The organism is Rhizobium sp. SU303, from assembly GCF_021052345.1.
GTDB lineage: Bacteria > Pseudomonadota > Alphaproteobacteria > Rhizobiales > Rhizobiaceae > Rhizobium > Rhizobium laguerreae.
On record NZ_CP088095.1, the window covers coordinates 2,289,046 to 2,310,472 of the forward strand.

Consider the following 21,427-nt stretch of genomic DNA (forward strand, 5'->3'; position numbering starts at 1 on the left):
GAGGGATCGTCAATTCGCAGGCGGTAAAACCGTTTCCGGCTTCATGATGAAGCCTGGAGTTAAAACATGAGCGAATTTCGTCTCGCTTTTCCGGCCTGTGTCGTGGCCGGCAAGCATCGGCTGACGGCCGAAGATATAGTACTGCTGCGCAAACATAGTTTTCCGGAGGGAATCCGGACATCCGACGATGTCGTGGCGATGTTGGCGCTCAACAATTCCTGCCCTGAAAAGTGTGCCGACTGGAACGCTTTCTTCGTGGAGCAGCTCGCCGGTTTCATCGTCCATTACACCTATCCGCAGGGCTCGCTGGATGAAATCAACGTCGCCTGGATCATGCGCATGTTCACGACCGATGGTGTCGTCAACTCGGCGCTCGAGCTCGAACTCATTCTCCACGTCATGGAGATTTCGGCCGATGTCCCAGTCGAGTTGAGAGCGCTCGCCCTCGATCAGCTCCGCCTGGCGATCACCGACAATATCGGTGGCTACAAGCTGTCGCGCGCCATCGATCGCCGGGGCATCACCCGCCAGGACATCGACTATGCGATGCGCATCTTCAGAAGCGTCGCCGAAGGCGGCGTCATCCCGGTCTCGTCGGTCGAATACGGCGTTCTCCAGCAGATCGAGCAGGCAACGCTGCGCGGCGCCAATCATCCGCACTGGGCGGGGATCATGGCTGCCGTCGAGCTGCGCGACTATGCCGAGCCGCGGCGCAGCCGCTGGCTGCGCATCGTCGACGAGGAACCCGTCGCAGAAGCTGCCGTCGCCTGACGCTCCGCAAGCCTGATTGTGCGTTCCGGTGTTTTGTGCGTAAAACTCCGGGATGCATTTCTGGGTGGAGTCTCGATGTTCAAGAAAATCCTGATCGCGAATCGCGGCGAAATCGCCTGCCGCGTGATCAAGACTGCGCGCCGCATGGGCATTTTGACCGTCGCGGTCTATTCGGATGCGGATCGGGACGCGCTGCATGTCGAGATGGCCGACGAGGCCGTTCATATCGGCCCGGCCGCGGCGTCGGAGAGTTATCTCGTCGCCGAAAAGATCATTGCCGCCTGCAAGGCAACCGGCGCCGAGGCGGTGCATCCCGGCTACGGCTTCCTGTCCGAACGCGCCTCCTTCTGCGCTGAACTGGAAAAGCAGGGCATCATCTTCATCGGCCCGAAGCCGAAAGCGATCATGGCGATGGGCGACAAGATCGAATCGAAGAAATTCGCCAATGCCGCCGGTGTATCCACCGTGCCCGGCCACCTCGGCATCATCGAGGATGCCGCCCATGCGGAAGTGATATCGGGCGGGATCGGTTATCCCGTCATGATCAAGGCCTCGGCCGGCGGCGGCGGCAAGGGCATGCGCATTGCCTGGAACGAGGCGGAAGTGCGCGACGGCTTCGAGCGCGCCCGCTCGGAGGCGCAAAGCTCTTTCGGTGACGACCGCGTCTTCATCGAGAAATTCGTTGTCGAGCCGCGCCATATCGAGATCCAGGTCCTGGCCGATGCGCATGGCAACGTCGTCTATCTCGGCGAGCGCGAATGCTCGATCCAGCGGCGGAACCAGAAGGTGGCGGAAGAGGCGCCCTCGCCCTTCCTCGATGAAGCCACCCGCAAGGCGATGGGCGAACAATCGGTGGCTCTGGCGAGAGCCGTCGATTACCAGAGCGCCGGCACCGTCGAATTCATCGTCGACCGGGACCGCAAATTCTATTTCCTCGAAATGAACACCCGCCTGCAGGTCGAGCATCCCGTGACCGAACTCATCACCGGCATCGATCTCGTCGAGCAGATGATCCGTGTCGCGGCCGGAGAGCCCCTGCCCTTCGCCCAGCAGGATATCAGGCTTGACGGCTGGGCGGTCGAGAGCCGGCTCTATGCCGAAGATCCCTATCGCAACTTCCTGCCCTCGATCGGCCGCCTGACGCGCTACCGGCCGCCGGCGGAAGGCAGGACCGGCAATGTCGTCGTCCGCAACGATACCGGCGTCTTCGAAGGTGCGGAGATTTCGATGTATTACGACCCGATGATCGCCAAACTCTGCACCTGGGCGCCGACGCGGCTGGAAGCGATCGAGGCCATGGGTCAGGCGCTCGACGGCTTCGTCGTCGACGGCATCGAGCACAATGTGCCTTTCCTGTCGGCGCTGATGAAACATCCGCGCTGGCGCGAGGGCCGGCTTTCCACAGGCTTCATCGCCGAGGAATATCCCGATGGCTTTGCGCCGATGAAACCGGACCGGGCGCAAGAAGCCGTGCTTGCCGGCATCGCGCTTTCCGCCTCGCTGATCGAGACGAACCGCCGCGAACGTTTCGCCGATCGCCTGCGCGCCGCAGCGGGCGTGCTGCGCGAGGATTGGGTGGTCAAGATCGGCGACAACCATGTCGCAGCAAGATTGCTCGACGGCCTCGTCACCATCCCCTTCGATATGGATATCGCGATCGATGGGGCGATCGAGGGCGGGAGCCAGAGTGTTGCCACCGATTGGAGACCGGGCGACCCTGTCTGGAACGGCAAGGTCGGCGGTCGCGACATCACCGCGCAGATCCGCCCCGTTCTGAACGGCTTGCGTATCGACTGGCAGGGGCTTTCGGTGACGACCAAGGTCTTTTCGCCGCGTCATGCCGAACTCGACCGGCTGATGCCGGTGAAGCTGCCGCCCGATACTTCCAAGCTCCTGCTCTGCCCGATGCCCGGCCTCGTCGTCGCCATCGCGGTGGCCGAGGGCCAGGAGGTCAAGGCCGGTGAGACGCTTGCGATCGTTGAAGCGATGAAGATGGAAAACGTGCTGCGCGCCGACCGCGATCTCGTCGTCTCGAAGATCAATGCCGCAGCCGGCGAAAGCCTGGCGGTCGATGCCGTGATCATGGAATTTGCCTGAGATAAGCCAGGCGGCCGGCTTCGTCAGCGGGGCTTGCCGAGCATGCCAAGCTCAGCCCGACAAGCAGCCGGATACCGACAAAATCAGCAGGGAGATATCAAATGGACGTTCGCGCTGCCGTTGCCGTTCAGGCAGGAAAACCGCTGGAAGTGATGACCGCCCAGCTGGAGGGGGCGCGGGCCGGCGAAGTGCTGGTGGAGGTCAAGGCGACGGGGGCTGCTGCCACCTATAGGGTAGACCTCAGGAGTCTCGATGAACTTTCCACGCGGGAGCTCTACGACCTCTTGAGAATGCGCGTCGATGTCTTCGTCGTCGAGCCGAACTGCCTCTACCCGGAACTTGACGGCAAGGATATCGATGCCTTGCATCTGCGGCTGCTGGAAGGTGCCGAACTCCTGGGCGCGGCGCGAATCCTGAAACCGTATGAGCCACAGGATCCGTCGAAGATCGGCCGCGTTGTCGTCTCACCCGAGCATCGCGGCAAGCGGCTGGGCGCTGTACTGATGAGCGAGGCGATTGCCGCTTGCGAGCGGCTTTATCCGGAAAATCCCATTGCCTTGTCGGCACAGGCCCATTTGCGCCGGTTCTACGAATCTTTCGGTTTCATCGCGGTGTCACAGGAATATCTGGAAGACGGCATTCCGCATATCGATATGGTCCGCCAGCAGGCCACGCAACCGGCATGAGGATATTGCCATGATCTATGTCGACGCCGATGCCTGCCCGGTGAAGCCGGAAGTCCTGAAGGTGGCCGAACGTCACGGCCTCGAAGTCACCTTCGTTGCCAATTCCGGCCTGCGCCCCTCGCGCGATCCGATGATCCACAACGTCATCGTCTCCAACGCCTTCGACGCCGCCGACAACTGGATCGCCGAACGCGCCGGCGCGGGCGATGTCGTCGTCACCGCCGATGTGCCGCTTGCCGTGCGCTGTGTCGCGACCGGCGCCTTCGTCAGCGGCCCCACCGGGCGCGTCTTCGACGAGACCAATATCGGCATGGCGAGCGCCATGCGCGATCTCGGCGCGCACTTGCGCGAAACCGGCGAGAGCAAGGGCTACAACGCCGCTTTCAGCCCGAAGGACCGCTCACGCTTCCTCGAAACCTTCGATCGCCTCTGCCGCCGCGCCAAAAGCCTTGCCACGGAGGCTGGCGGGCAATCTTGATGTGGCTCACACAGGCTCGCAGGAAACGGGTGGCATGGCAGCCATGCCGATTCCTATCTTGAAGCCGGCCGTTTCCTCACGCATATAGGCGCTATCGCAGACGACTGCGGCATCCTCTGGGATGCAACTGTCGCGGGGACGGCCTCGCTCTTGAACAAGGAGAGTCGTATGGCCTGGTTTCTGCTTTTTCTCGCCGGTCTTTTCGAATGTGGCTGGGCGATCGGCCTTAAATATACCGAGGGTTTCACACGGCCGATGCCGACGGCGCTGACCGTCATATCGATGGTGATCAGCATCGTGCTGCTCGGCCTGGCGGTGAAGCATCTGCCGATCGGTACCGCCTATGCGGTCTGGACCGGCATCGGCACAGTCGGCACCGTATTTCTCGGCATCTGGCTGCTGGGTGATGAGGCAAGTGTCTCCCGTCTTGCCTGCATCACGCTGATCGTCGCCGGCATCGCCGGTCTCAAGCTCACCGCCTGATGTGAGGTGGAGGGGCGTCGCCGACGCCCCTCAGTGTATCGTTCAGGCTGTCTTGCGGTTATCGACGGCAAAAGCGCCGGGACCGGCGAAGACCAGGTAGAAGAAGACGAAGCAGAACAGGATCGCTGCGTCGCCCTGGTTGACGGCCGGGAAGAAGCTGCTCGGGGCATGCGCCATGAAATAGGCGACGGCCATTTCGCCGGCCAGCAGGAAGGCGACCGGGCGCGTCAGCAGGCCGACGAGAATGAGGATGCCGCCGATCAGCTCGAGTAGGGCGGCGAACAGCATCAGCGGCGGCAGCGAGCCTTCCATTTGCGCAACCGGGAAAGCGAAAAGCTTCATCGTGCCGTGTTCGATGAACAGCAGCGCGGTGATGATTCTGAGAGCGGCCAGCCCATAGGGGCGATAGGCAGAAAGACGCTCAAAAGTTGACATTAAACCTCTCCTTTAAAACAGTAAGTGCCGAGCGTTAGCTTGTCCTTGGCAAGGAATGAACACACGGATCGCTGACGACCGTTCACTTTTTCGACAGCAGGTAAACACCCGATCGCACAGCTTTATTCGGCGGAAAACGTCAAAGCGGAATGTTGTCGTGTTTCTTCCACGGATTGGCGAGATCCTTGTTGCGCAGCATTTTCAAACCGCGCGCCAGCCGCCGCCGGGTCGAATGCGGCATGATCACCTCGTCGACATAACCGCGCTCGGCGGCGACGAAGGGCGAGAGGAACCGGTCCTCGTACATTTTCGTATGCGCGGCGATCTTCTCCGGATCGGCAATATCCTTGCGGAAGATGATCTCGACGGCGCCTTTGGCGCCCATCACGGCGATCTGCGCCGTTGGCCAGGCATAGTTGAGGTCGCCGCGCAGATGTTTCGATGCCATCACGTCGTAGGCGCCGCCGAAGGCCTTGCGGGTGATGACGGTGAGCTTCGGCACCGTCGCCTCGGCATAGGCGAAGAGCAGCTTGGCGCCGTGCTTGATGAGGCCGCCATATTCCTGCGCCGTACCCGGCAGGAAGCCCGGCACGTCGACGAAGGTGACGATCGGAATGTTGAAGCAGTCGCAGAAGCGCACGAAGCGGGCCGCCTTGCGCGAGGCGTCGCTGTCGAGAACGCCGGCCAGCACCATCGGCTGATTGGCGACAAAGCCGACGGTCGAGCCTTCGACGCGGCCGAAGCCGCAGACGATATTTTTGGCAAAGCTCGCCTGGATCTCGAAGAAATCCCCCTCGTCCGCCACCTTCCGGATCAGTTCCTTGATGTCGTAAGGTTTGTTGGAACTCGCCGGCACCAGCGTATCGAGCGAGGCATCGACATCTGTCACCGACTGGTAACATTCGATCTCCGGCAGCGGCGCGGTGTTCGAAAGCGGCAGGAAATCGATCAGCCGGCGCACCTGCAGCAGCGTTTCGACATCATTCTCATAGGCGCCGTCGGCAATCGATGAGCGCACAGTATGCACCACGGCGCCGCCGAGCTCTTCTGATGTCACCGTCTCGTTGGTGACGGTTTTCACCACGTCCGGCCCGGTGACGAACATGTAGGAGGTATCACGCACCATGAAGATGAAATCGGTCATCGCAGGCGAATAGACGTCGCCGCCGGCGCAAGGACCCATGATCACCGAGATCTGCGGAATGACGCCGGAAGCGAGCACATTGCGCTGAAATACCTCGGCATAACCGCCGAGAGCCGCCACGCCCTCCTGGATACGAGCGCCACCCGCATCATAGATACCGACGATCGGCGCGCGGTTCTTCAGCGCCATGTCCTGCACCTTCATGATCTTCTCGGCGTGCGCTTCAGACAGCGAGCCGCCGAAGACGGTGAAGTCCTTGGCGAAGACGAACACGGTGCGGCCATTGACCGTGCCCCAGCCGGTGACGACGCCGTCGCCGGCGATACGGCTCTTGTCCATGCCGAAATCGGTGGAGCGGTGTTCGACGAACATGTCGAACTCCTCGAACGAGCCTTCGTCAAGGAAGAGATCGATGCGCTCGCGCGCCGTCAGCTTGCCGCGCTTGTGCTGGGCGTCAATGCGCGCCTCGCCGCCGCCAAGGCGGGCGACGTCGCGGCGCCGTTCCAGTTCTTCGAGAATTTCCTTCATGCGATCTCCCTCGCCGCTGCGGCGGCAATCCGGCGGTTAGGGCGTCGCGCTACTGAGCGCGCCCGCTGAGTGAGAAAACCGAGCGTATCCTTGCGGCGGCGTCCTCGGCCAGGATCTCGTCGGCAAGCTTGGGATCGGCAGCGATGCTGGTGACGTCGAAGGCGCTGACGGCGATGACCGAGCCGTCCTCGACCGAGGCCGCGTCGATGCTGATCTTGGCGACGTTGCGGTCCTTCTGGAAGCCGAGGCCCTTCTGGACGGATACCACGCGGATCGTCAGCACCACACGCGGCAGCACGGTGTCGCGCACGGTGGCGTTGATCGCCGCGTTGACGCGGTCGTTGATACCGGAAAGCAGCTCGGCCGGCATGTTCGGACCGGAGAGAACGACGGCGCTGCGCACATCATAGACCGGCGCCGCCGGCTTGGTGGCCGAGAGGCTGCCACAGGCCGTGAGCGCGACACAGACGAGTGTCGTCCGGCAAAAACACGACCTCAGCCAATTCATTGCAAAAATCCCGCACCACCCCGTTGGAGTCGCAGACTTCGTCATAATGCATTGGAAGGCAATATGTTTCAGGCGCTTAGGGCGAAAAAAACATCCGCTGCGGCTTTGAACTCGGCAAAGCGCTTGGCCCGCCGCTGCTCCGCTTCCTCGTCGCTGCCCCAATGCTCGATCGTCCAATCCTCGTCGAGATGGGCAAGCGACCAGGCCTCCTCCACCGTCACACGGCTCTCGGCGAAGGCCAGCGCCAGGATCGCCGAGCCCGTCAGCGTGGTGACTGTGTGGAGGGCGGCCAGCGCCATCGGGCTATCATATCTCGCGAGCGTGACGGCAAAGGCGGCAATCGCCTCGCGCGGCTGCTCATGAGGCATCACCCCTTCGACGAGGATGAAGCGGGCGCCGAGATCGGTCGCCGCCCAGTCGATCACGGGATCCCAGTGCTCGGCCTGGCGCTCGACCAGCAGTTCCGGCTCCTCGGCGCGGTAGCAGATGAGGTCGCTGGAGGAAAAACGCAATATATCCTCGAAAATCGCCTGCGCGTTGGCGGCAACGCCGTCGAGTGCGGTGTTGACGAGCCGGGTCACCGGCATGCTCACGGGATTGATCTCTTCGCCCTGCGCCTGCCATTCGGCGGCGACAAGCCGCGCCAGCGCCTCAGTCGGCACGGCGAGAACTTGACGCGCCGGCGTACGCACCATCTTGCCGTCGAGCGTGATCGCAAAACCACCCTCGTGCTCGGCAACGGAGACGTCGGTATAGAAGCGCTTCGGCAGCGGCTTCTTCATCTGGATCTGCGCGCGGCGGATGGGATCGGGATGGCTCAGGCCTTCGGAAAGGTCGTTCAGCAGATCGCGCATGGGCTCACCTCAGGAAAAATGACGCAATATCTCGTTCGGATGGTAGGCGATCGCATCAGCGCCGTTGGCGATCAGCTCATCCACGCTGGCATAGCCCCAGGCAACGCCGATCGCCTTGGCCCCGGCAGCCTTGGCCATCTGCATATCGTAAACCGCATCGCCGATGACAATGGTGTCAGTGGCATTCATGCCGGTTTCATCGCAGCATTCCGTCACCATGGCCGGATGCGGTTTAGAGGGGCAATCGTCGGCGGTGCGTGCGACGATGAAATGCTTGTCGAAGCCATGCGTCTCCATCACGACCTTGAGCCCGCGCCTGGATTTGCCTGTCACCGCGCCGATCAGCAGGTCTTCTCGGCCAGTCAGTGCATCGATCATTTCGCGGATGCCGGGAAACAGCGGCTCCTTGTAGTCGAGATCCTGACGCACGATCGAGAACAGCGATTTGTAATGCGCCGTCATGTCGATGTCTTCCTGCTCCACATGCGGCCTGCCCTGCATGCGGGCGATCGCGATATCGAGGGACAAGCCGATAATGGCCTTGGTGACTTCAAACCGCGGTTCAGGCTTGCCGAACTTGTCGAAGGTCCGGCGCATGGTTTCGTGGATCAGCGCAGCACTGTCGACCAGCGTGCCGTCGCAATCGAAAAGGGCAAGTTTCATTCGCTGTCCCTTTCAGCGCCGGCAAGGTCGAGACCGAGAAGGTTCCAGGTCTGCACCATATGCGCCGGCAGCGGCGCGCTGACACGCAGGCGGCCGCCGGAGGGGTGCGGAATGTCGATGTGACGGGCGTGCAGATGCAGCTTCTTCTGAACGCCGCCTGGAAAATCCCAATTCGGATCGTCGTCGAAATATTTCGGATCGCCGATGATCGGGTGGCCGATATGCAGGGCATGGACGCGCAACTGGTGGGTACGGCCGGTATAGGGCTCCATCTCCAGCCATGCGAGGTTCTGTGCCGCCGTCTCCAGCACGCGGTAGAAGGAAATCGCATGGTCGGCGCCGTCCTCGCCGTGCTTGGCGATGCGCATGCGGTCGCCGTCAACGGTCGGCTCCTTGACGAGCCAGGTCGAAATCTTGTCCTCGTGCTTGCGCGGCACGCCCTTGACCAGCGCCCAGTAGGTCTTTTTGGTGTCGCGCTCGCGGAAGGCCGCCGTCAGCTTCTGCGCCGCGCCGCGCGTGCGGGCGATGACGAGAACACCCGAGGTGTCGCGGTCGAGACGGTGAACAAGCCGCGGCTTCTCGCCCTTCGGGCTAGTCCAGGCTTCGAGCATTTGGTCGATATGCCTGGCCACACCCGAGCCACCCTGCACCGCAAGACCAGGGGGCTTGTTGAGTACGATTACCTTTTCGTCCTCGTGCAGCACCATGCGCGATAAGAGTTGGAAATCCGTCGAATGTTTGAGATCCTTGCCGGCGATCGGTCCGGATTTCAGTTTGGCATCGACATCCATCGGCGGCACGCGCACCGTCTGGCCGGGCTGCACGCGCGCATCCGATTTGACACGTCCACCGTCGACGCGCACCTGGCCGGAGCGCAAGAGCTTCTGCAGCGGACCGAAGCCGAGCCCGGGAAAGTGCACCTTGAACCAGCGATCGAGCCGCATGCCGGCTTCGTCGGGTTCAACCTTGATATGTTCTATGCCAGCCATAAAAAATCTTTCGGAAATTGCAGCGCAGGCCGAGCCGGCGTTCTTGCCGCAGCCTTTAGAGCATTTTCATGCAAAACGGAAACCGGAAAAGAAATCAGGCCAAAGCGCGCATGACGGCGAGCCCGGCGATGACGGCCGCCATCGAAAGCCCGACGCTCGCCGCGATGTAAATACCGCCGGCGACGGCCTCGCCGCGCTCGAACAGCGAGATTGCATCCAGCGAGAAGGCCGAGAAGGTTGTGAAGCCGCCGAGGAAGCCGGTGATCAGCAGGAGGCGCAGCTCCACCGAAGCATTGAACTTCCGCGCAATCAGCTCGGCGAAGACGCCGATGACAAAACAGCCGACGACATTGACGGCGAGCGTGCCCCAGGGAAATGCCGGACCCATGAGTCTCAGCGCCCATTGGCCGACATAATATCTGAGAAGAGAACCGATGGCGCCGCCGACGGCGACGAGAAGAGCCTGGATCATCAGCCGGATTTATCGCAACTCTGCAGCGATTCCAATCGGGAAGGAATGAATTCTTACCATCCGGTAAAATGCCGATGATTTTTTTATAATGGCGCCAAGGTCGTACCGATACGCTGACGACATGACCCAGCTCCTGTCCATATCGGCGAGCACCGCCGCCATTGCCTTCGACTCGCTCCGAATCCCGCAGCGTGTCGCGACGAGCACCGCCGCCCGCGATGCGCGCCGCGTTGCCGACCGGCAGTTGAAGGCCGAAGGCACTCAGGAAATAGACGAGCCCTCCAGCATCATCCAGTCGACCGAAGTGGCCCTCGACCTGATGGCCAAAGGCAACCGCCAGCCGCAGGCCGGCCTGAAGCAGGCGCTGCGATCCTACGAAGACTTCTGAGGCCCATCACCTTCCAAACGAAAGCCTGCGACTGCGGTTACAGTCGCAGGCTTTTCTGTTTAATCAGTCTACTTCATTTGCCTTGGGCGGACAGCACCCGCAGGACCAGATCGACCTTGCCGGCCTTTTCGAAGGTCAGCGTCACCGGCACCGTATCGCCCTGCTTGAACAGCGTCTTCACTTTCTGGAACATCAGGTGCAGGTTGCCGGGCTGGAGCTTGACCGTCTCGCCGGCACCGATGGCGATACCGTCCTTCAGCTGGCGCATCCGCATAACATTGTCCTTCGTCACCATCTCGTGGATCTGAACCTCACCAGCTGCGGGCGAGCTGACGGACACCAGGCGATCGTCCGTCTGGCCGTTATTCTTCACCGTGAAAAAGCCGCCGCCGACCGGCTGGCCGGGCAGCATTGCCTTGGCGAAGCCGCCGGAGATTTCGAGATCGCCGGCCTTGACCGTGTCGCCAGCCGGTGCGGCAGCGCCCGCCATAGCGGACATGTCCATGCCGGCCATATCGGCATGATCGTGACCATGATCTTCACCGGCAACGACCTTCAACAGCGGCGCCGGGCTTTTCATCCCATGCGCGTCACCGCCTTCCTTGGCCACCTGATCCCAGGCCTCGACCGTGTCGCCGCACATCTGCGTCACCGGAAAAGCGAGCGAGGTGCCGGCTTCGACGCCCGATACCTTACCCTGGATGACGAAGGTGTCGTAGAAATCGTCGGAGAGATTGCCGTTCTTCCAGCGCACTTCGATCGCACCCGTCTTCACCTTGTCGCCGTGATTGTCATAGGTCTTCTGATAGTCGCCCTTGATCACCTCGAGTTCCCAGCCGGCCTTCGGCTGCGGTTTGGCGAAGACGAAGCCTTCCGGCAGCTTGACCCGCACTTCCGTGGTCGCCTTGCTGTCGCAGCCATGCGGCACCTGCAGCGTAGCGAGAATGGTGCTCTCCTGCTTCGCCTCTCTGTCGAGGAAGGTCACATGCGCCTCGGCGTCGGCAAAGGCGGTCACGGAAAGAAGGGCGGCAAGCCCGAATGTCTCGCCAAGTGTCTTGATAGTTTTCATCGGATGTCTCCTCGCCGGCCGCGGACTTCTCTCGGGCGGACCGGCATTCTGCATCATGGATTGCGAAGGCAGATCAGACGAGGATGGGAGGCCCGCGCGAATTCGGCCGGCTGACAGCGCTTGCACCGGCAACGGCTGAAGTTTCGATCGGCGCGTTGATCAGCGAGGCGAACTTGCGCTCGAGCCAGGAGCCCGCATCCGGCGTCGGCAGGATGACGGATGCCGACAGCCGGCAGGCTTCGCAATTCGACTTGAAGGCGAAGGTCTTGCCGTCGGCATCCTTCACGGTGACGCAGAGCGAGGCGAACGTGCCGTCGGGCAGCACATAGGCCGCGGCATCGTAGCCTTCGGAGGTGACAGCCTGCGGCGCCTGATGGGCGAGCCCGAGCAAAGCCAAGCTCAATGCGCAAAGCATGCGCAGGAAGAGCGTCGCTTTCAGTCCGGTCTGTCGCATCAGATCCCCTTCAACAGCATGTCGCGATAGCCGTTTTCCCCGCGAAATGCAAAAGCAGATTTGCTGCAGATCAGGGCTCAGCCGGCATATGGCGACAAAAATTTGTCCGGTCACGACATTTGGCCTTGCCAAGTGCTGCACCCGCCGGATAATTGCGCCAACCTTGTTGGGAGAAGCCGGTGCTTTCGCCACCGGTGCCGAAGGAGCAACCGCCCCGGAAACTCTCAGGCAAAAGGACCAGCAAGGGGCAGACGGAACTCTGGAGAGAAGCGTTCTCGAAACGCTCGCCGAAGGGATAACAATCTCAGGCGCAAGGACAGAGGGGGCTCAGGAGAGAAGCGCGCAGCCGCGCCTTCAGATTTGAGCCCGCGCCTTCGCGAGAAGGCGCAAACCCCGGAGGCGTCTTTTGGACGATACTGCTGCCCTGAAGAAAACCCCGCTGCATGCCCTGCATCTTTCGCTCGGCGCCCGCATGGTGCCGTTCGCCGGTTACGACATGCCGGTGCAATATCCCGCAGGCGTGATGAAGGAGCATCTTCATACCCGCGCCGAAGCCGGCCTGTTCGATGTCTCCCACATGGGCCAGGTCATCGTGAAGGCGAAGTCGGGCAGCTACGAGGATGCGGCGCTGGCGCTCGAGAGCCTAGTGCCGGTCGACATCCTAGGCCTTGCCGAAGGCCGCCAGCGCTACGGCTTTTTCACCGACGACACCGGCTGCATTCTCGACGACCTGATGATCGCCCATCTCGACGACCACCTCTTCGTCGTCGTCAACGCCGCCTGCAAGGAGGCCGATCTCGCCCATCTGCAGGCCCATATCGGCGACCAGTGCGACATCACCCTTCTCAACCGCGCTTTGATCGCGCTGCAGGGGCCGCGCGCAGTCGCCGTTCTCGCCGAACTCTGGGCCGACGTCGCTGCGATGAAATTCATGGATGTGCGCCACTGCCGCCTGCACGACGTTTCCTGTCTTGTTTCCCGCTCCGGCTATAGCGGCGAGGACGGCTTCGAGATCTCGATTCCATCAGACAAGGCCGTGGATGTCACCATGCGGTTGCTCGAACATCCGGACGTCCAGGCGATCGGCCTCGGCGCCCGCGATTCGCTGCGCCTCGAAGCCGGTCTCTGCCTCTACGGCAACGATATCGATACGACCACCTCGCCAGTGGAGGCAGCGCTCGAATGGGCCATGCAGAAGGCAAGGCGCGGCAACGGTGCGCGTGCCGGCGGCTTCCCGGGCTCCGGCCGCATCCTGTCCGAACTCGAAAACGGCGCCGCGCGCCGCCGTGTCGGCCTGAAGCCGGAAGGCAAGGCGCCGGTGCGCGGCCATGCCAAGCTTTATGCCGATGCCGAGGGCAAGATCGAAATCGGCGAGGTCACCTCGGGCGGCTTCGGCCCCAGCGTCGAAGGTCCCGTCGCCATTGGATACGTGCCGGTCTCCCATGCTGCGGCAGGCACGCTCGTCTATGCAGAGGTGCGCGGCAAATATCTGCCGACCACCGTCAGCGCCCTTCCCTTCGTCACACCGACCTACAAACGCTAAACCTTTTCCAGAGAGGACGAACAATGCTGAAATTTACCGAAGAACACGAATGGCTGAAGATCGAAGGCGGCGTTGCGACGGTCGGCATCACCACCTATGCCGTCGAACAGCTCGGCGACCTGGTTTTCGTCGAGCTGCCGGAAGTCGGCGCGACCTTCTCCAAGAACGGCAATGCCGCGACCGTTGAATCCGTCAAGGCTGCTTCCGATGTCTATTGTCCGCTGGATGGCGAGATCACCGAGGTCAATCCGGCCATTGTTGCAGACCCGTCGCTGGTCAATTCCGATCCTCAGGGCGCCGGCTGGTTCTTCAAGCTGAAGCTTGCAAACGCTGCGGACGCCGATGGCCTGCTCGACGAGGCGGCCTACAAGGAGCTCACTGCGTAATGACGACGCCGACAGAATTCCAGTTCACCGACTATCAGCCCTACGATTTCGCCAATCGCCGCCATATCGGCCCCTCGCCGGCCGAGATGACCGATATGCTGAAGGTGATCGGCTATAACAGCCTCGATGGCCTGATCGACGCGACGCTGCCGCCCTCGATCCGCCAGAAGGCGCCGCTCGTCTGGGGCGCGCCGATGACCGAGCGCGAGGCGCTCGACAAGCTGCGCGAGACCGCCAACAAGAACAAGGTGCTGGTCTCGCTGATCGGCCAGGGTTACTACGGCACGATCACGCCGCCGGTCATCCAGCGCAACATCCTCGAAAACCCCGCCTGGTACACAGCCTATACGCCCTACCAGCCGGAGATCAGCCAGGGTCGCCTGGAAGCACTGCTGAACTACCAGACGATGATCTGCGACCTCACCGGCCTCGACGTTGCCAACGCCTCGCTGCTCGACGAGGCGACCGCCGCCGCCGAAGGCATGGCGATCGCCGAGCGCGTCGCCAAATCGAAGGCAAAGTCTTTCTTCGTCGATGCCGACTGCCATCCGCAGACCATCGCCCTGATCCGCACCCGCGCCGAGCCGCTCGGCTGGAGCGTCATCGTCGGCAATCCCTTCACCGATCTCGATCCTGTCGACGTCTTCGGCGCAATCTTCCAGTATCCTGGCACGCACGGTCACGTGCATGATTTTACCGGCCTGATCTCGCGCCTGCATCAGACCGGCGCCATCGCCGTTGTCGCCGCCGATATCCTGGCGCTGACGCTGCTGAAATCGCCCGGCGAAATGGGTGCCGATATTGCCGTCGGATCCTCGCAGCGCTTCGGCGTCCCGGTCGGTTACGGCGGCCCGCATGCGGCCTATATGTCGGTCAAGGATGCCATCAAGCGCTCCATGCCCGGCCGCCTCGTCGGCGTTTCCGTCGATGCCCGCGGCAACCGCGCCTATCGCCTGTCGCTGCAGACCCGCGAACAGCATATCCGCCGCGAAAAGGCGACGTCGAACATCTGCACCGCCCAGGTGCTGCTGGCCGTCATGGCCTCGATGTATGCCGTCTTCCACGGCCCGAAGGGTATCAAGGCGATCGCCCAGCAGGTGCACCAGAAAGCCGTGCTGATGGCCAAGGGCCTGGAAAAGCTCGGCTATAAGGTTGAACCGGACACCTTCTTCGACACGATCACCGTCGATGTCGGCCATATGCAGGGTCTCATCCTGCGTGCAGCCGTCGCCGAAGGCGTCAATCTGCGCAAGGTCGGCGAAACCAAAATCGGCATGAGCCTCGACGAACGCACCCGGCCGGCGACGCTCGAAGCCGTCTGGCGCGCCTTCGGCGGCAATTTCACCATTGCCGATTTCGAGCCTTCCTACCGCCTGCCGAAGGGCCTGCTCCGCACCAGCGATTACCTCACCCATCCGATCTTCCACATGAACCGCGCCGAAAGCGAGATGACGCGCTACATCCGCCGGCTTTCCGACCGGGATCTGGCGCTCGACCGCTCGATGATCCCGCTCGGTTCCTGCACGATGAAGCTCAATGCGACGGCGGAAATGCTGCCGATCACCTGGCCGGAATTTTCCGACATCCATCCCTTCGTGCCGGCCGACCAGGCGCTCGGCTACCGCGAGATGATCGACGACCTGATCGAAAAGCTCTGCGCCGTCACCGGCTACGACGCCTTCTCCATGCAGCCGAATTCCGGTGCGCAGGGCGAATATGCCGGGCTGCTGACGATCCGCAACTATCATATCGCCAATGGCGACGGCCATCGCGACGTCTGCCTGATCCCGACCTCGGCGCACGGTACCAATCCGGCCTCGGCCCAGATGGTCGGCATGAAGGTCGTCGTCGTCAAGGTGCGCGAAAACGGCGATATCGATCTCGACGATTTCCGCGCCAAGGCTGAGCAGCATGCGGCAAACCTCTCCTGCTGCATGATCACCTACCCTTCGACGCACGGCGTCTTCGAGGAGACCGTCAAGGAAATCTGCGATCTCGTGCATGAGCATGGCGGCCAGGTCTATCTCGACGGCGCCAACATGAATGCCATGGTCGGCCTGTCCCGCCCCGGTGACATCGGCTCCGACGTCTCGCATCTCAACCTGCACAAGACCTTCTGCATTCCGCATGGCGGCGGCGGACCCGGCATGGGCCCGATCGGCGTCAAGGCGCATCTGGCCCCCTACCTGCCCGGCCACCCCGAAACCGACGGCCGTTCGGGTGCGGTCTCGGCTGCCGCTTTCGGCTCGGCCTCGATCCTGCCGATCTCCTGGAGCTATTGCCTGATGATGGGCGGCGAAGGCCTGACGCAGGCGACCAAGGTGGCGATCCTCAACGCCAACTATATCGCCGCCCGGCTGAAGGGCGCCTATGACGTTCTCTACAAGTCCGAGGCCGGCCGTGTCGCGCATGAATGCATCATCGACACCCGCCCGCTGGTCGACAGCTCGGGTGTCACCGTCGACGACGTCGCCAAGCGGCTGATCGACTGCGGATTCCATGCCCCGACCATGAGCTGGCCGGTCGCCGGCACGTTGATGATCGAGCCGACGGAAAGCGAGACCAAGGCCGAACTCGACCGTTTCTGCGAGGCGATGCTGGCGATCCGCGAGGAAGCCCGCGCCATCGAGGATGGCCGCATGGACAAGGTGAACAATCCGCTGAAGAACGCGCCGCACACGGTGGAAGACCTCGTCGGCGAATGGGATCGTCCCTATAGCCGGGAACAGGCCTGCTTCCCGCCCGGCGCCTTCCGCGTCGACAAATACTGGTCGCCGGTCAACCGCGTCGACAATGTCTATGGCGACCGCAACCTCGTCTGCACCTGCCCGCCGGTGGAAAGCTACGCGGAGGCGGCGGAGTAATAAATTCTGCAATTCCCTCACACGGGAGGGGATTCACCCTTAGGACGTATCTCGTTCTTTAGCGACTTCATCCTCGGCAATGTGCCGAGGATGTGCCGCGCATCGGCGGATTCGAAGCAGATCCTCGCATAATCGCGAGCCTCGCAATCCATATTGAGGCATGGGTTCAAATTTAACCTTTCTTAGCAAGTCTCTGTTAGCAATTTGAAATGGGCGGGTTCCAATCATCATGGATGTTGCCGTCGATCTCTGTTTGCGTGCGGGTTCCTATGCGTCCATCGGCTGTGCCAGCAATTCTCCTCGCCACCATGATCCTGTCGGGCTGCGCCGCAAGCTCCGGCGCCGAAGATGTGCTCACCCCCGTGCCGTCGGCGGAAACGACGAATGCGATCACAAAGCCGAGCGGCCCCATACCGGCTGCCGTCGTGGGTGATTCTGCTCCGCAGTCAAGCGCTCGGCAGCAGCCGTTGAGCTGGACAGGACCGGTTCCGGAGCCGCAAGCGCTCGTGCCCGCGGACGGGGCTGTCGGCATGCCCATGCCGACGGAACGGCCAGTCGCGATGCTCATGCCCGCCGAGCCGGGAATTAATTCTGATGTCGGCCCGAAATCTTCTACGCGCTCGCGTATTTACGGGCATCGCTTTCGCGATGCCAAGCCGATCAACTTCGGCAGGATTTCGCCAAGAAAGCTCGCCGTGCATGGCGTAGACGTCTCGCGCTGGCAAGGTGAGATCGACTGGGAGACCTTGCGAAAGCAAGGCGCGAACTTCGTCTACATAAAGGCGACCGACGGCGGCGATCACCTCGATCCGATGTTCAGGAAGAACTGGCGACGCGCAAAGGAAGCCGGACTGAAGCATGGCGCCTATCACTTCTTCTATTGGTGCCGAACTGGCGGCGAACAGGCTGATTGGTTCATCCGCAATGTGCCGAAGGAAGCCAACGCGCTCCCCCCCGTCATCGACGTCGAATGGAACGGTGAATCGAGCTGCAAGCAAAGGCTCTCCCGCAAGCGCGTCCTGGAGAAGATGCAGGTGTTCATGGATAAGGTGGAACGCCATTATGGCCAGCGCCCGATCATCTACACCGCGCCGGATTTCTATCGCGACAACCTGAAGGGCGAACTGCTCAATTATCCCTTCTGGCTGCGCTCGGTAGCCGCTCACCCCTCCAAGGTCTATCCCGGCCGCAAATGGGTCTTCTGGCAGTATTCCGGCTCCGGCCTTTCCGAAGGCGTCGACGGCAAGATCGACCTCAACGTGTTCAATGGCGACGAGAGCGATTGGCACGACTGGGTGGTGTCGCGATAGGGAAACTGTTCCATGGTTTGGCCCCCTTCGATCCCCGTGCCAATCCGGAACAGATGGATGGCAAGATGCGCGAACAGATAGGTCTTTGCTAACGCAACGCCTTCAGCATTCTCTAAGCCCTCGCATGTAAAAGAATTTCATCCAGTTCTAGGGAAACGGCTGATGAGCATATCCGGCATTACGAACACTGCTCTTTCAGGAATGCGGGCGCAGGCGACGCGGGTCGGCGCAATTGCCAACAACATCGCAAACAGCAGCACGCCGGGCTATCCCAGGCTGAACACCAGCCTCACCCCCGTTGCGTCAAGCGGCGTTCAGGCCGTCGTCAGCCCGACCGCGTCGGATGTCGATCCGGCCACCGAAGTGAGCGACCTGATCGAAGCCGAGCAGAGCTACAAGGCGAACGCCGTGGTTTTCGAGACTGACGCCGACATGTGGGAAATGCTGATGAGCATCAAGCGCGATTGAGCACCCCTAAAGTGACGGTATTGTTATAAAATCGTCTCGAATCAGGCCTATGCCAATCCGCGCCATTGATGCGGGATCGATGCATGCCGGAATATCAGGATTTCGTTTTCATCACGGGAAGAGCTGAGCTCGATGCGGCACCACTGGTGCTGCTGCACGGCAGCGGCACGCATGAACGCAATCTCATCGGGCTTGCGGACAAGGTCGGGCCGGATCGTCCTTATCTGGCGCTCAGGGGTGCGGTCGAGTGGGAGGAAGGCTTTGCATTCTTTCGTCGAAACCCGGACCGGACGCTCGATTACATCGATCTCTTCAACAAGACCCATCACCTCGCTGATTTCCTGGCGAGGGCCTTGGAGAACGGTCTGCTGAGACGGCCACCTGTGCTGCTCGGCTTTTCGAATGGTGCGATCATGGCGGCTTCGGTCCTGCTGCATCGCCCGGAAACCGCAGCCGGCGCCATCCTGCTGAGACCGTTGTCACCCGCGCCAGCCGCCGATTTTCCCGACCTGAGAGGCCATCGCGTCCTGATACTCGCCGGCGAACGCGACGAGCGTCGCGCGCCTGGGGATGTTGTGCTGGTCAGGGATCAGATCGAAGAAAGTGGCGCCGGCGTCACGACGCGACTGCTCCCGGCGGGCCATGGCCTGGATGAGAGCGAACCGGATTTTATCATGAGTTGGCTGGCGGAAAATTTTCCGCCGGCCTGAAGGACGTCAGGAATGCGCCGGCTCGCTTTGGCGCTGGGCGGCAAGGGCCGCGAGATCGGCGGGCTTCAGCTCGACGGATTCGCCGCAGCCGCAGGCCGATGTCTGGTTCGGGTTGGTGAAGGTGAAGCCGGAGCGGAGCGTCGTCGCCTCGAACCCCATCTCCGTGCCGAGGAGATAGAGAGCTGCCGACGGCTCGACCCAGACTTTGGCACCGTCGCGCTCAATCAGATCGTCCTTGGCATTGGGCTCAGTCACCAGATCGATGGTGTATTCCATCCCGGCGCAGCCGCCCTTCTTGATGCCGACGCGCACGCCCTTGGCATCAGGCCCTGAATTCTCGACGATCGCTTTGACGCGGGCCGCAGCACCGTCCGTCATGCTCATGATTGCAAAGCCCATCGGCTCATTCTCCTTCCGCAACCGGGGTCAAGATCCGGTGCATCGTCATTCAAATGTAGTCGTCCGAGGTAAACGGATCAATACCGCGGGACGTCAATACCAGCCAACGGCGACCTGCGCCTCTTCGGACATGCGATCCGGCGTCCACGGCGGATCGAAGGTCATGGCAACCTCGACGCCCGACACGCCTTCGACGGCGCCGACGGCGTTTTCGACCCAGCCGGGCATCTCGCCGGCCACCGGGCAGCCGGGCGCGGTCAGCGTCATCATGATCTTCACCATCCGGTCGTCCTCGATGTCGATCTTGTAGATCAGACCGAGCTCGAAGATGTCGGCAGGAATTTCAGGATCGTAGACGGTCTTCAGCGCGCTGATAACGTCGTCGCTCAGCCGCGCCAGCTCATCGGCCGGAATGCTGGAATGCACGATGCCTTCGCGCACGTCGATCTTCTGTTCGCTTTCGTCCAGGCTCATCACCAACACTCCTCAAGCAAAAAACTTGCGCGCATATTCAAGCGCATCGGCGAGCGCATCGACCTCGGCGCGGGTATTGTACATGCCGAACGATGCACGGCATGTGGAGGTGACGCCGAAGCGTTTCAAGAGCGGCATGGCGCAATGCGTGCCGGCACGGACCGCAACACCTTGCCGGTCGATCACCATCGAGACGTCATGGGCATGGATGCCGGCAAGCTCGAAAGAGAAGATACTGCCCTTGTCGGGCGCCGTGCCAAAGACGCGCAGCGAATTGACGGATTTCAACCGCTCGACCGCATAGGCGGCAAGATCGGCCTCATGCTTGGTGATCGCCTCGCGGCCGATCTTCTCCATATAGTCGAGTGCGTAACCGAGCCCGATCGCCTGGACGATCGGCGGCGTGCCGGCCTCGAAGCGATGCGGCGGATCGTTGTAGGTGACCATGTCCTCGGCGACCTCGAAGATCATCTCGCCGCCGCCCTGGAACGGCCGCATCTCATAAAGCCGCTCCTTCTTGCCGTAGAGCACGCCGATGCCGGACGGGCCGTAGAGCTTATGGCCGGTCATGACGTACCAGTCGCAATCGATATCCTGCACATCGACAGGCAGATGGACCGCGCCCTGGCTGCCGTCGATCAGCACCGGAATGCCGTGCTCATGTGCGATCCGGCAGACTTCCTTGACGGGAACGATCGTGCCGAGCGCATTCGACATATGGGTGATGGCGACGAGCTTGGTGCGCTCCGTCAGGCTCTTTTCGAAATCCTCGATATGGAAGGCGCCCTCGTCGTCGACGGGCACCCAGACGAGTTTGGCGCCCTGCCGTTCGCGGATGAAGTGCCAGGGCACAATATTGGAATGGTGCTCCATGATCGTCAGCACGATCTCGTCGCCTTCACCAATCTTCGGCATGCCCCAGCCATAGGCGACGGTGTTGATCGCTTCTGTCGAATTCTTGGTGAAAACGATGTCGTTCACCGAAGGCGCGTTGAGAAAGCGGCGGACCTTTTCGCGCGCTGCCTCGTAGGCATCCGTCGCCGCATTCGAGAGATAGTGCAGGCCACGATGCACATTGGCATATTCATGGGAATAGGCATGCGAGATGGCGTCGATCACCACCTGCGGCTTCTGCGCGGATGCGCCGTTGTCGAGATAGACCAGCGCCTTGCCATACACCTTCTCCGCCAGGATCGGAAAATCCCGGCGGATGGCTTCGACGTCGTATTGCGTGGCCGGCACTATCTTGTCCAT

At 61.9% G+C, this 21,427-nt stretch carries 24 protein-coding genes and 1 riboswitch; of the genes, 12 read left to right on the plus strand and 12 right to left on the minus strand.

Annotation, left to right across the window (positions count from 1 at the left end; genetic code table 11):
- Positions 1-66 precede the first annotated feature (66 nt).
- From RlegSU303_RS11510 to sugE, 5 genes are all read left to right on the plus strand, one after another.
- Complete coding sequence (locus RlegSU303_RS11510; RefSeq protein ID WP_011652111.1) at positions 67-771, plus strand: hypothetical protein; 705 nt, start codon at positions 67-69, stop codon at positions 769-771.
- 75 nt (positions 772-846) lie between these two features.
- A complete protein-coding gene (locus RlegSU303_RS11515; protein ID WP_094085891.1) occupies positions 847-2,868 on the plus strand; it encodes an acetyl-CoA carboxylase biotin carboxylase subunit in 2,022 nt (673 codons plus the stop codon).
- Positions 2,869-2,969: 101 nt separating this feature from the next.
- Positions 2,970-3,554, plus strand: coding sequence for a GNAT family N-acetyltransferase (locus tag RlegSU303_RS11525; RefSeq protein ID WP_094085890.1), 585 nt, complete (start codon positions 2,970-2,972; stop codon positions 3,552-3,554).
- Between the two features lie 10 nt (positions 3,555-3,564).
- The gene (locus RlegSU303_RS11530) at positions 3,565-4,032 is read left to right on the plus strand and encodes a YaiI/YqxD family protein (protein WP_094085889.1); all 468 of its coding nucleotides are present in this window, start codon (positions 3,565-3,567) and stop codon (positions 4,030-4,032) included.
- A gap of 168 nt (positions 4,033-4,200) precedes the next feature.
- Complete coding sequence (gene sugE / locus RlegSU303_RS11535; protein ID WP_027667501.1) at positions 4,201-4,515, plus strand: quaternary ammonium compound efflux SMR transporter SugE; 315 nt, start codon at positions 4,201-4,203, stop codon at positions 4,513-4,515.
- Between the two features lie 42 nt (positions 4,516-4,557).
- Here sugE and RlegSU303_RS11540 read toward each other — a convergent pair whose 3' ends face one another.
- From RlegSU303_RS11540 to crcB, 7 genes are all read right to left on the minus strand, one after another.
- On the minus strand, positions 4,558-4,950 hold the full coding sequence (locus tag RlegSU303_RS11540; RefSeq protein ID WP_017960589.1) for a DoxX family protein: 393 nt from the start codon (positions 4,948-4,950) through the stop codon (positions 4,558-4,560).
- A gap of 139 nt (positions 4,951-5,089) precedes the next feature.
- Entirely contained in the window at positions 5,090-6,622 is a 1,533-nt protein-coding gene (locus RlegSU303_RS11545; RefSeq protein ID WP_094085888.1) for an acyl-CoA carboxylase subunit beta, read from the minus strand.
- Between the two features lie 49 nt (positions 6,623-6,671).
- Positions 6,672-7,130, minus strand: coding sequence for a hypothetical protein (locus RlegSU303_RS11550; protein WP_094085887.1), 459 nt, complete (start codon positions 7,128-7,130; stop codon positions 6,672-6,674).
- Positions 7,131-7,198: 68 nt separating this feature from the next.
- A complete protein-coding gene (locus RlegSU303_RS11555; protein WP_094085886.1) occupies positions 7,199-7,984 on the minus strand; it encodes an ATP12 family chaperone protein in 786 nt (261 codons plus the stop codon).
- 9 nt (positions 7,985-7,993) lie between these two features.
- Entirely contained in the window at positions 7,994-8,647 is a 654-nt protein-coding gene (locus RlegSU303_RS11560) for an HAD-IA family hydrolase (protein ID WP_017960593.1), read from the minus strand.
- A complete protein-coding gene (locus tag RlegSU303_RS11565) occupies positions 8,644-9,636 on the minus strand; it encodes an RluA family pseudouridine synthase (RefSeq protein WP_003559680.1) in 993 nt (330 codons plus the stop codon). The genes RlegSU303_RS11560 and RlegSU303_RS11565 overlap by 4 nt, the downstream gene beginning before the upstream one ends.
- Before the next feature lie 94 nt (positions 9,637-9,730).
- Positions 9,731-10,108 (minus strand): fluoride efflux transporter CrcB, encoded by a 378-nt coding sequence (gene crcB, locus RlegSU303_RS11570; protein WP_003539962.1) that lies wholly within the window; start codon positions 10,106-10,108, stop codon positions 9,731-9,733.
- Positions 10,109-10,229: 121 nt separating this feature from the next.
- Between crcB and RlegSU303_RS11575 the strand changes: the two genes are divergently transcribed.
- Complete coding sequence (locus RlegSU303_RS11575) at positions 10,230-10,496, plus strand: hypothetical protein (RefSeq protein ID WP_017960595.1); 267 nt, start codon at positions 10,230-10,232, stop codon at positions 10,494-10,496.
- Positions 10,497-10,569: 73 nt separating this feature from the next.
- On the opposite strand, the gene RlegSU303_RS11580 is transcribed toward RlegSU303_RS11575, so the two are convergent.
- Entirely contained in the window at positions 10,570-11,565 is a 996-nt protein-coding gene (locus RlegSU303_RS11580; protein ID WP_017960596.1) for a DUF1775 domain-containing protein, read from the minus strand.
- A 73-nt stretch (positions 11,566-11,638) separates the two neighbouring features.
- Entirely contained in the window at positions 11,639-12,019 is a 381-nt protein-coding gene (locus RlegSU303_RS11585) for a hypothetical protein (protein WP_168278386.1), read from the minus strand.
- Positions 12,020-12,176: 157 nt separating this feature from the next.
- A riboswitch (glycine riboswitch) is annotated at positions 12,177-12,269 on the plus strand.
- 156 nt (positions 12,270-12,425) lie between these two features.
- Here RlegSU303_RS11585 and gcvT point away from each other — a divergent pair.
- From gcvT to RlegSU303_RS11615, 6 genes are all read left to right on the plus strand, one after another.
- On the plus strand, positions 12,426-13,562 hold the full coding sequence (gene gcvT / locus RlegSU303_RS11590) for a glycine cleavage system aminomethyltransferase GcvT (protein WP_168278384.1): 1,137 nt from the start codon (positions 12,426-12,428) through the stop codon (positions 13,560-13,562).
- A gap of 23 nt (positions 13,563-13,585) precedes the next feature.
- Positions 13,586-13,948 (plus strand): glycine cleavage system protein GcvH, encoded by a 363-nt coding sequence (gene gcvH / locus RlegSU303_RS11595; RefSeq protein ID WP_003539971.1) that lies wholly within the window; start codon positions 13,586-13,588, stop codon positions 13,946-13,948.
- Positions 13,948-16,812: an aminomethyl-transferring glycine dehydrogenase gene (gene gcvP / locus RlegSU303_RS11600; RefSeq protein WP_168290025.1), complete on the plus strand. Its 2,865-nt coding sequence runs from the start codon at positions 13,948-13,950 to the stop codon at positions 16,810-16,812. The genes gcvH and gcvP overlap by 1 nt, the downstream gene beginning before the upstream one ends.
- Before the next feature lie 269 nt (positions 16,813-17,081).
- Positions 17,082-18,122 (plus strand): GH25 family lysozyme, encoded by a 1,041-nt coding sequence (locus RlegSU303_RS11605; protein WP_131629941.1) that lies wholly within the window; start codon positions 17,082-17,084, stop codon positions 18,120-18,122.
- Positions 18,123-18,284: 162 nt separating this feature from the next.
- Positions 18,285-18,590 (plus strand): flagellar basal body rod protein FlgC, encoded by a 306-nt coding sequence (locus RlegSU303_RS11610; protein WP_231283810.1) that lies wholly within the window; start codon positions 18,285-18,287, stop codon positions 18,588-18,590.
- 83 nt (positions 18,591-18,673) lie between these two features.
- Positions 18,674-19,300, plus strand: a complete 627-nt coding sequence (locus RlegSU303_RS11615; protein ID WP_131718535.1) for an alpha/beta hydrolase — start codon at positions 18,674-18,676, stop codon at positions 19,298-19,300.
- A gap of 6 nt (positions 19,301-19,306) precedes the next feature.
- Here the strand turns inward: RlegSU303_RS11615 and sufA are convergent, their stop codons facing one another.
- From sufA to RlegSU303_RS11630, 3 genes are all read right to left on the minus strand, one after another.
- Positions 19,307-19,699, minus strand: a complete 393-nt coding sequence (gene sufA, locus RlegSU303_RS11620) for a Fe-S cluster assembly scaffold SufA (RefSeq protein ID WP_131644166.1) — start codon at positions 19,697-19,699, stop codon at positions 19,307-19,309.
- 93 nt (positions 19,700-19,792) lie between these two features.
- A complete protein-coding gene (locus RlegSU303_RS11625; RefSeq protein WP_003559708.1) occupies positions 19,793-20,173 on the minus strand; it encodes an SUF system Fe-S cluster assembly protein in 381 nt (126 codons plus the stop codon).
- 12 nt (positions 20,174-20,185) lie between these two features.
- Positions 20,186-21,427, minus strand: a complete 1,242-nt coding sequence (locus tag RlegSU303_RS11630) for a cysteine desulfurase (protein ID WP_131718536.1) — start codon at positions 21,425-21,427, stop codon at positions 20,186-20,188.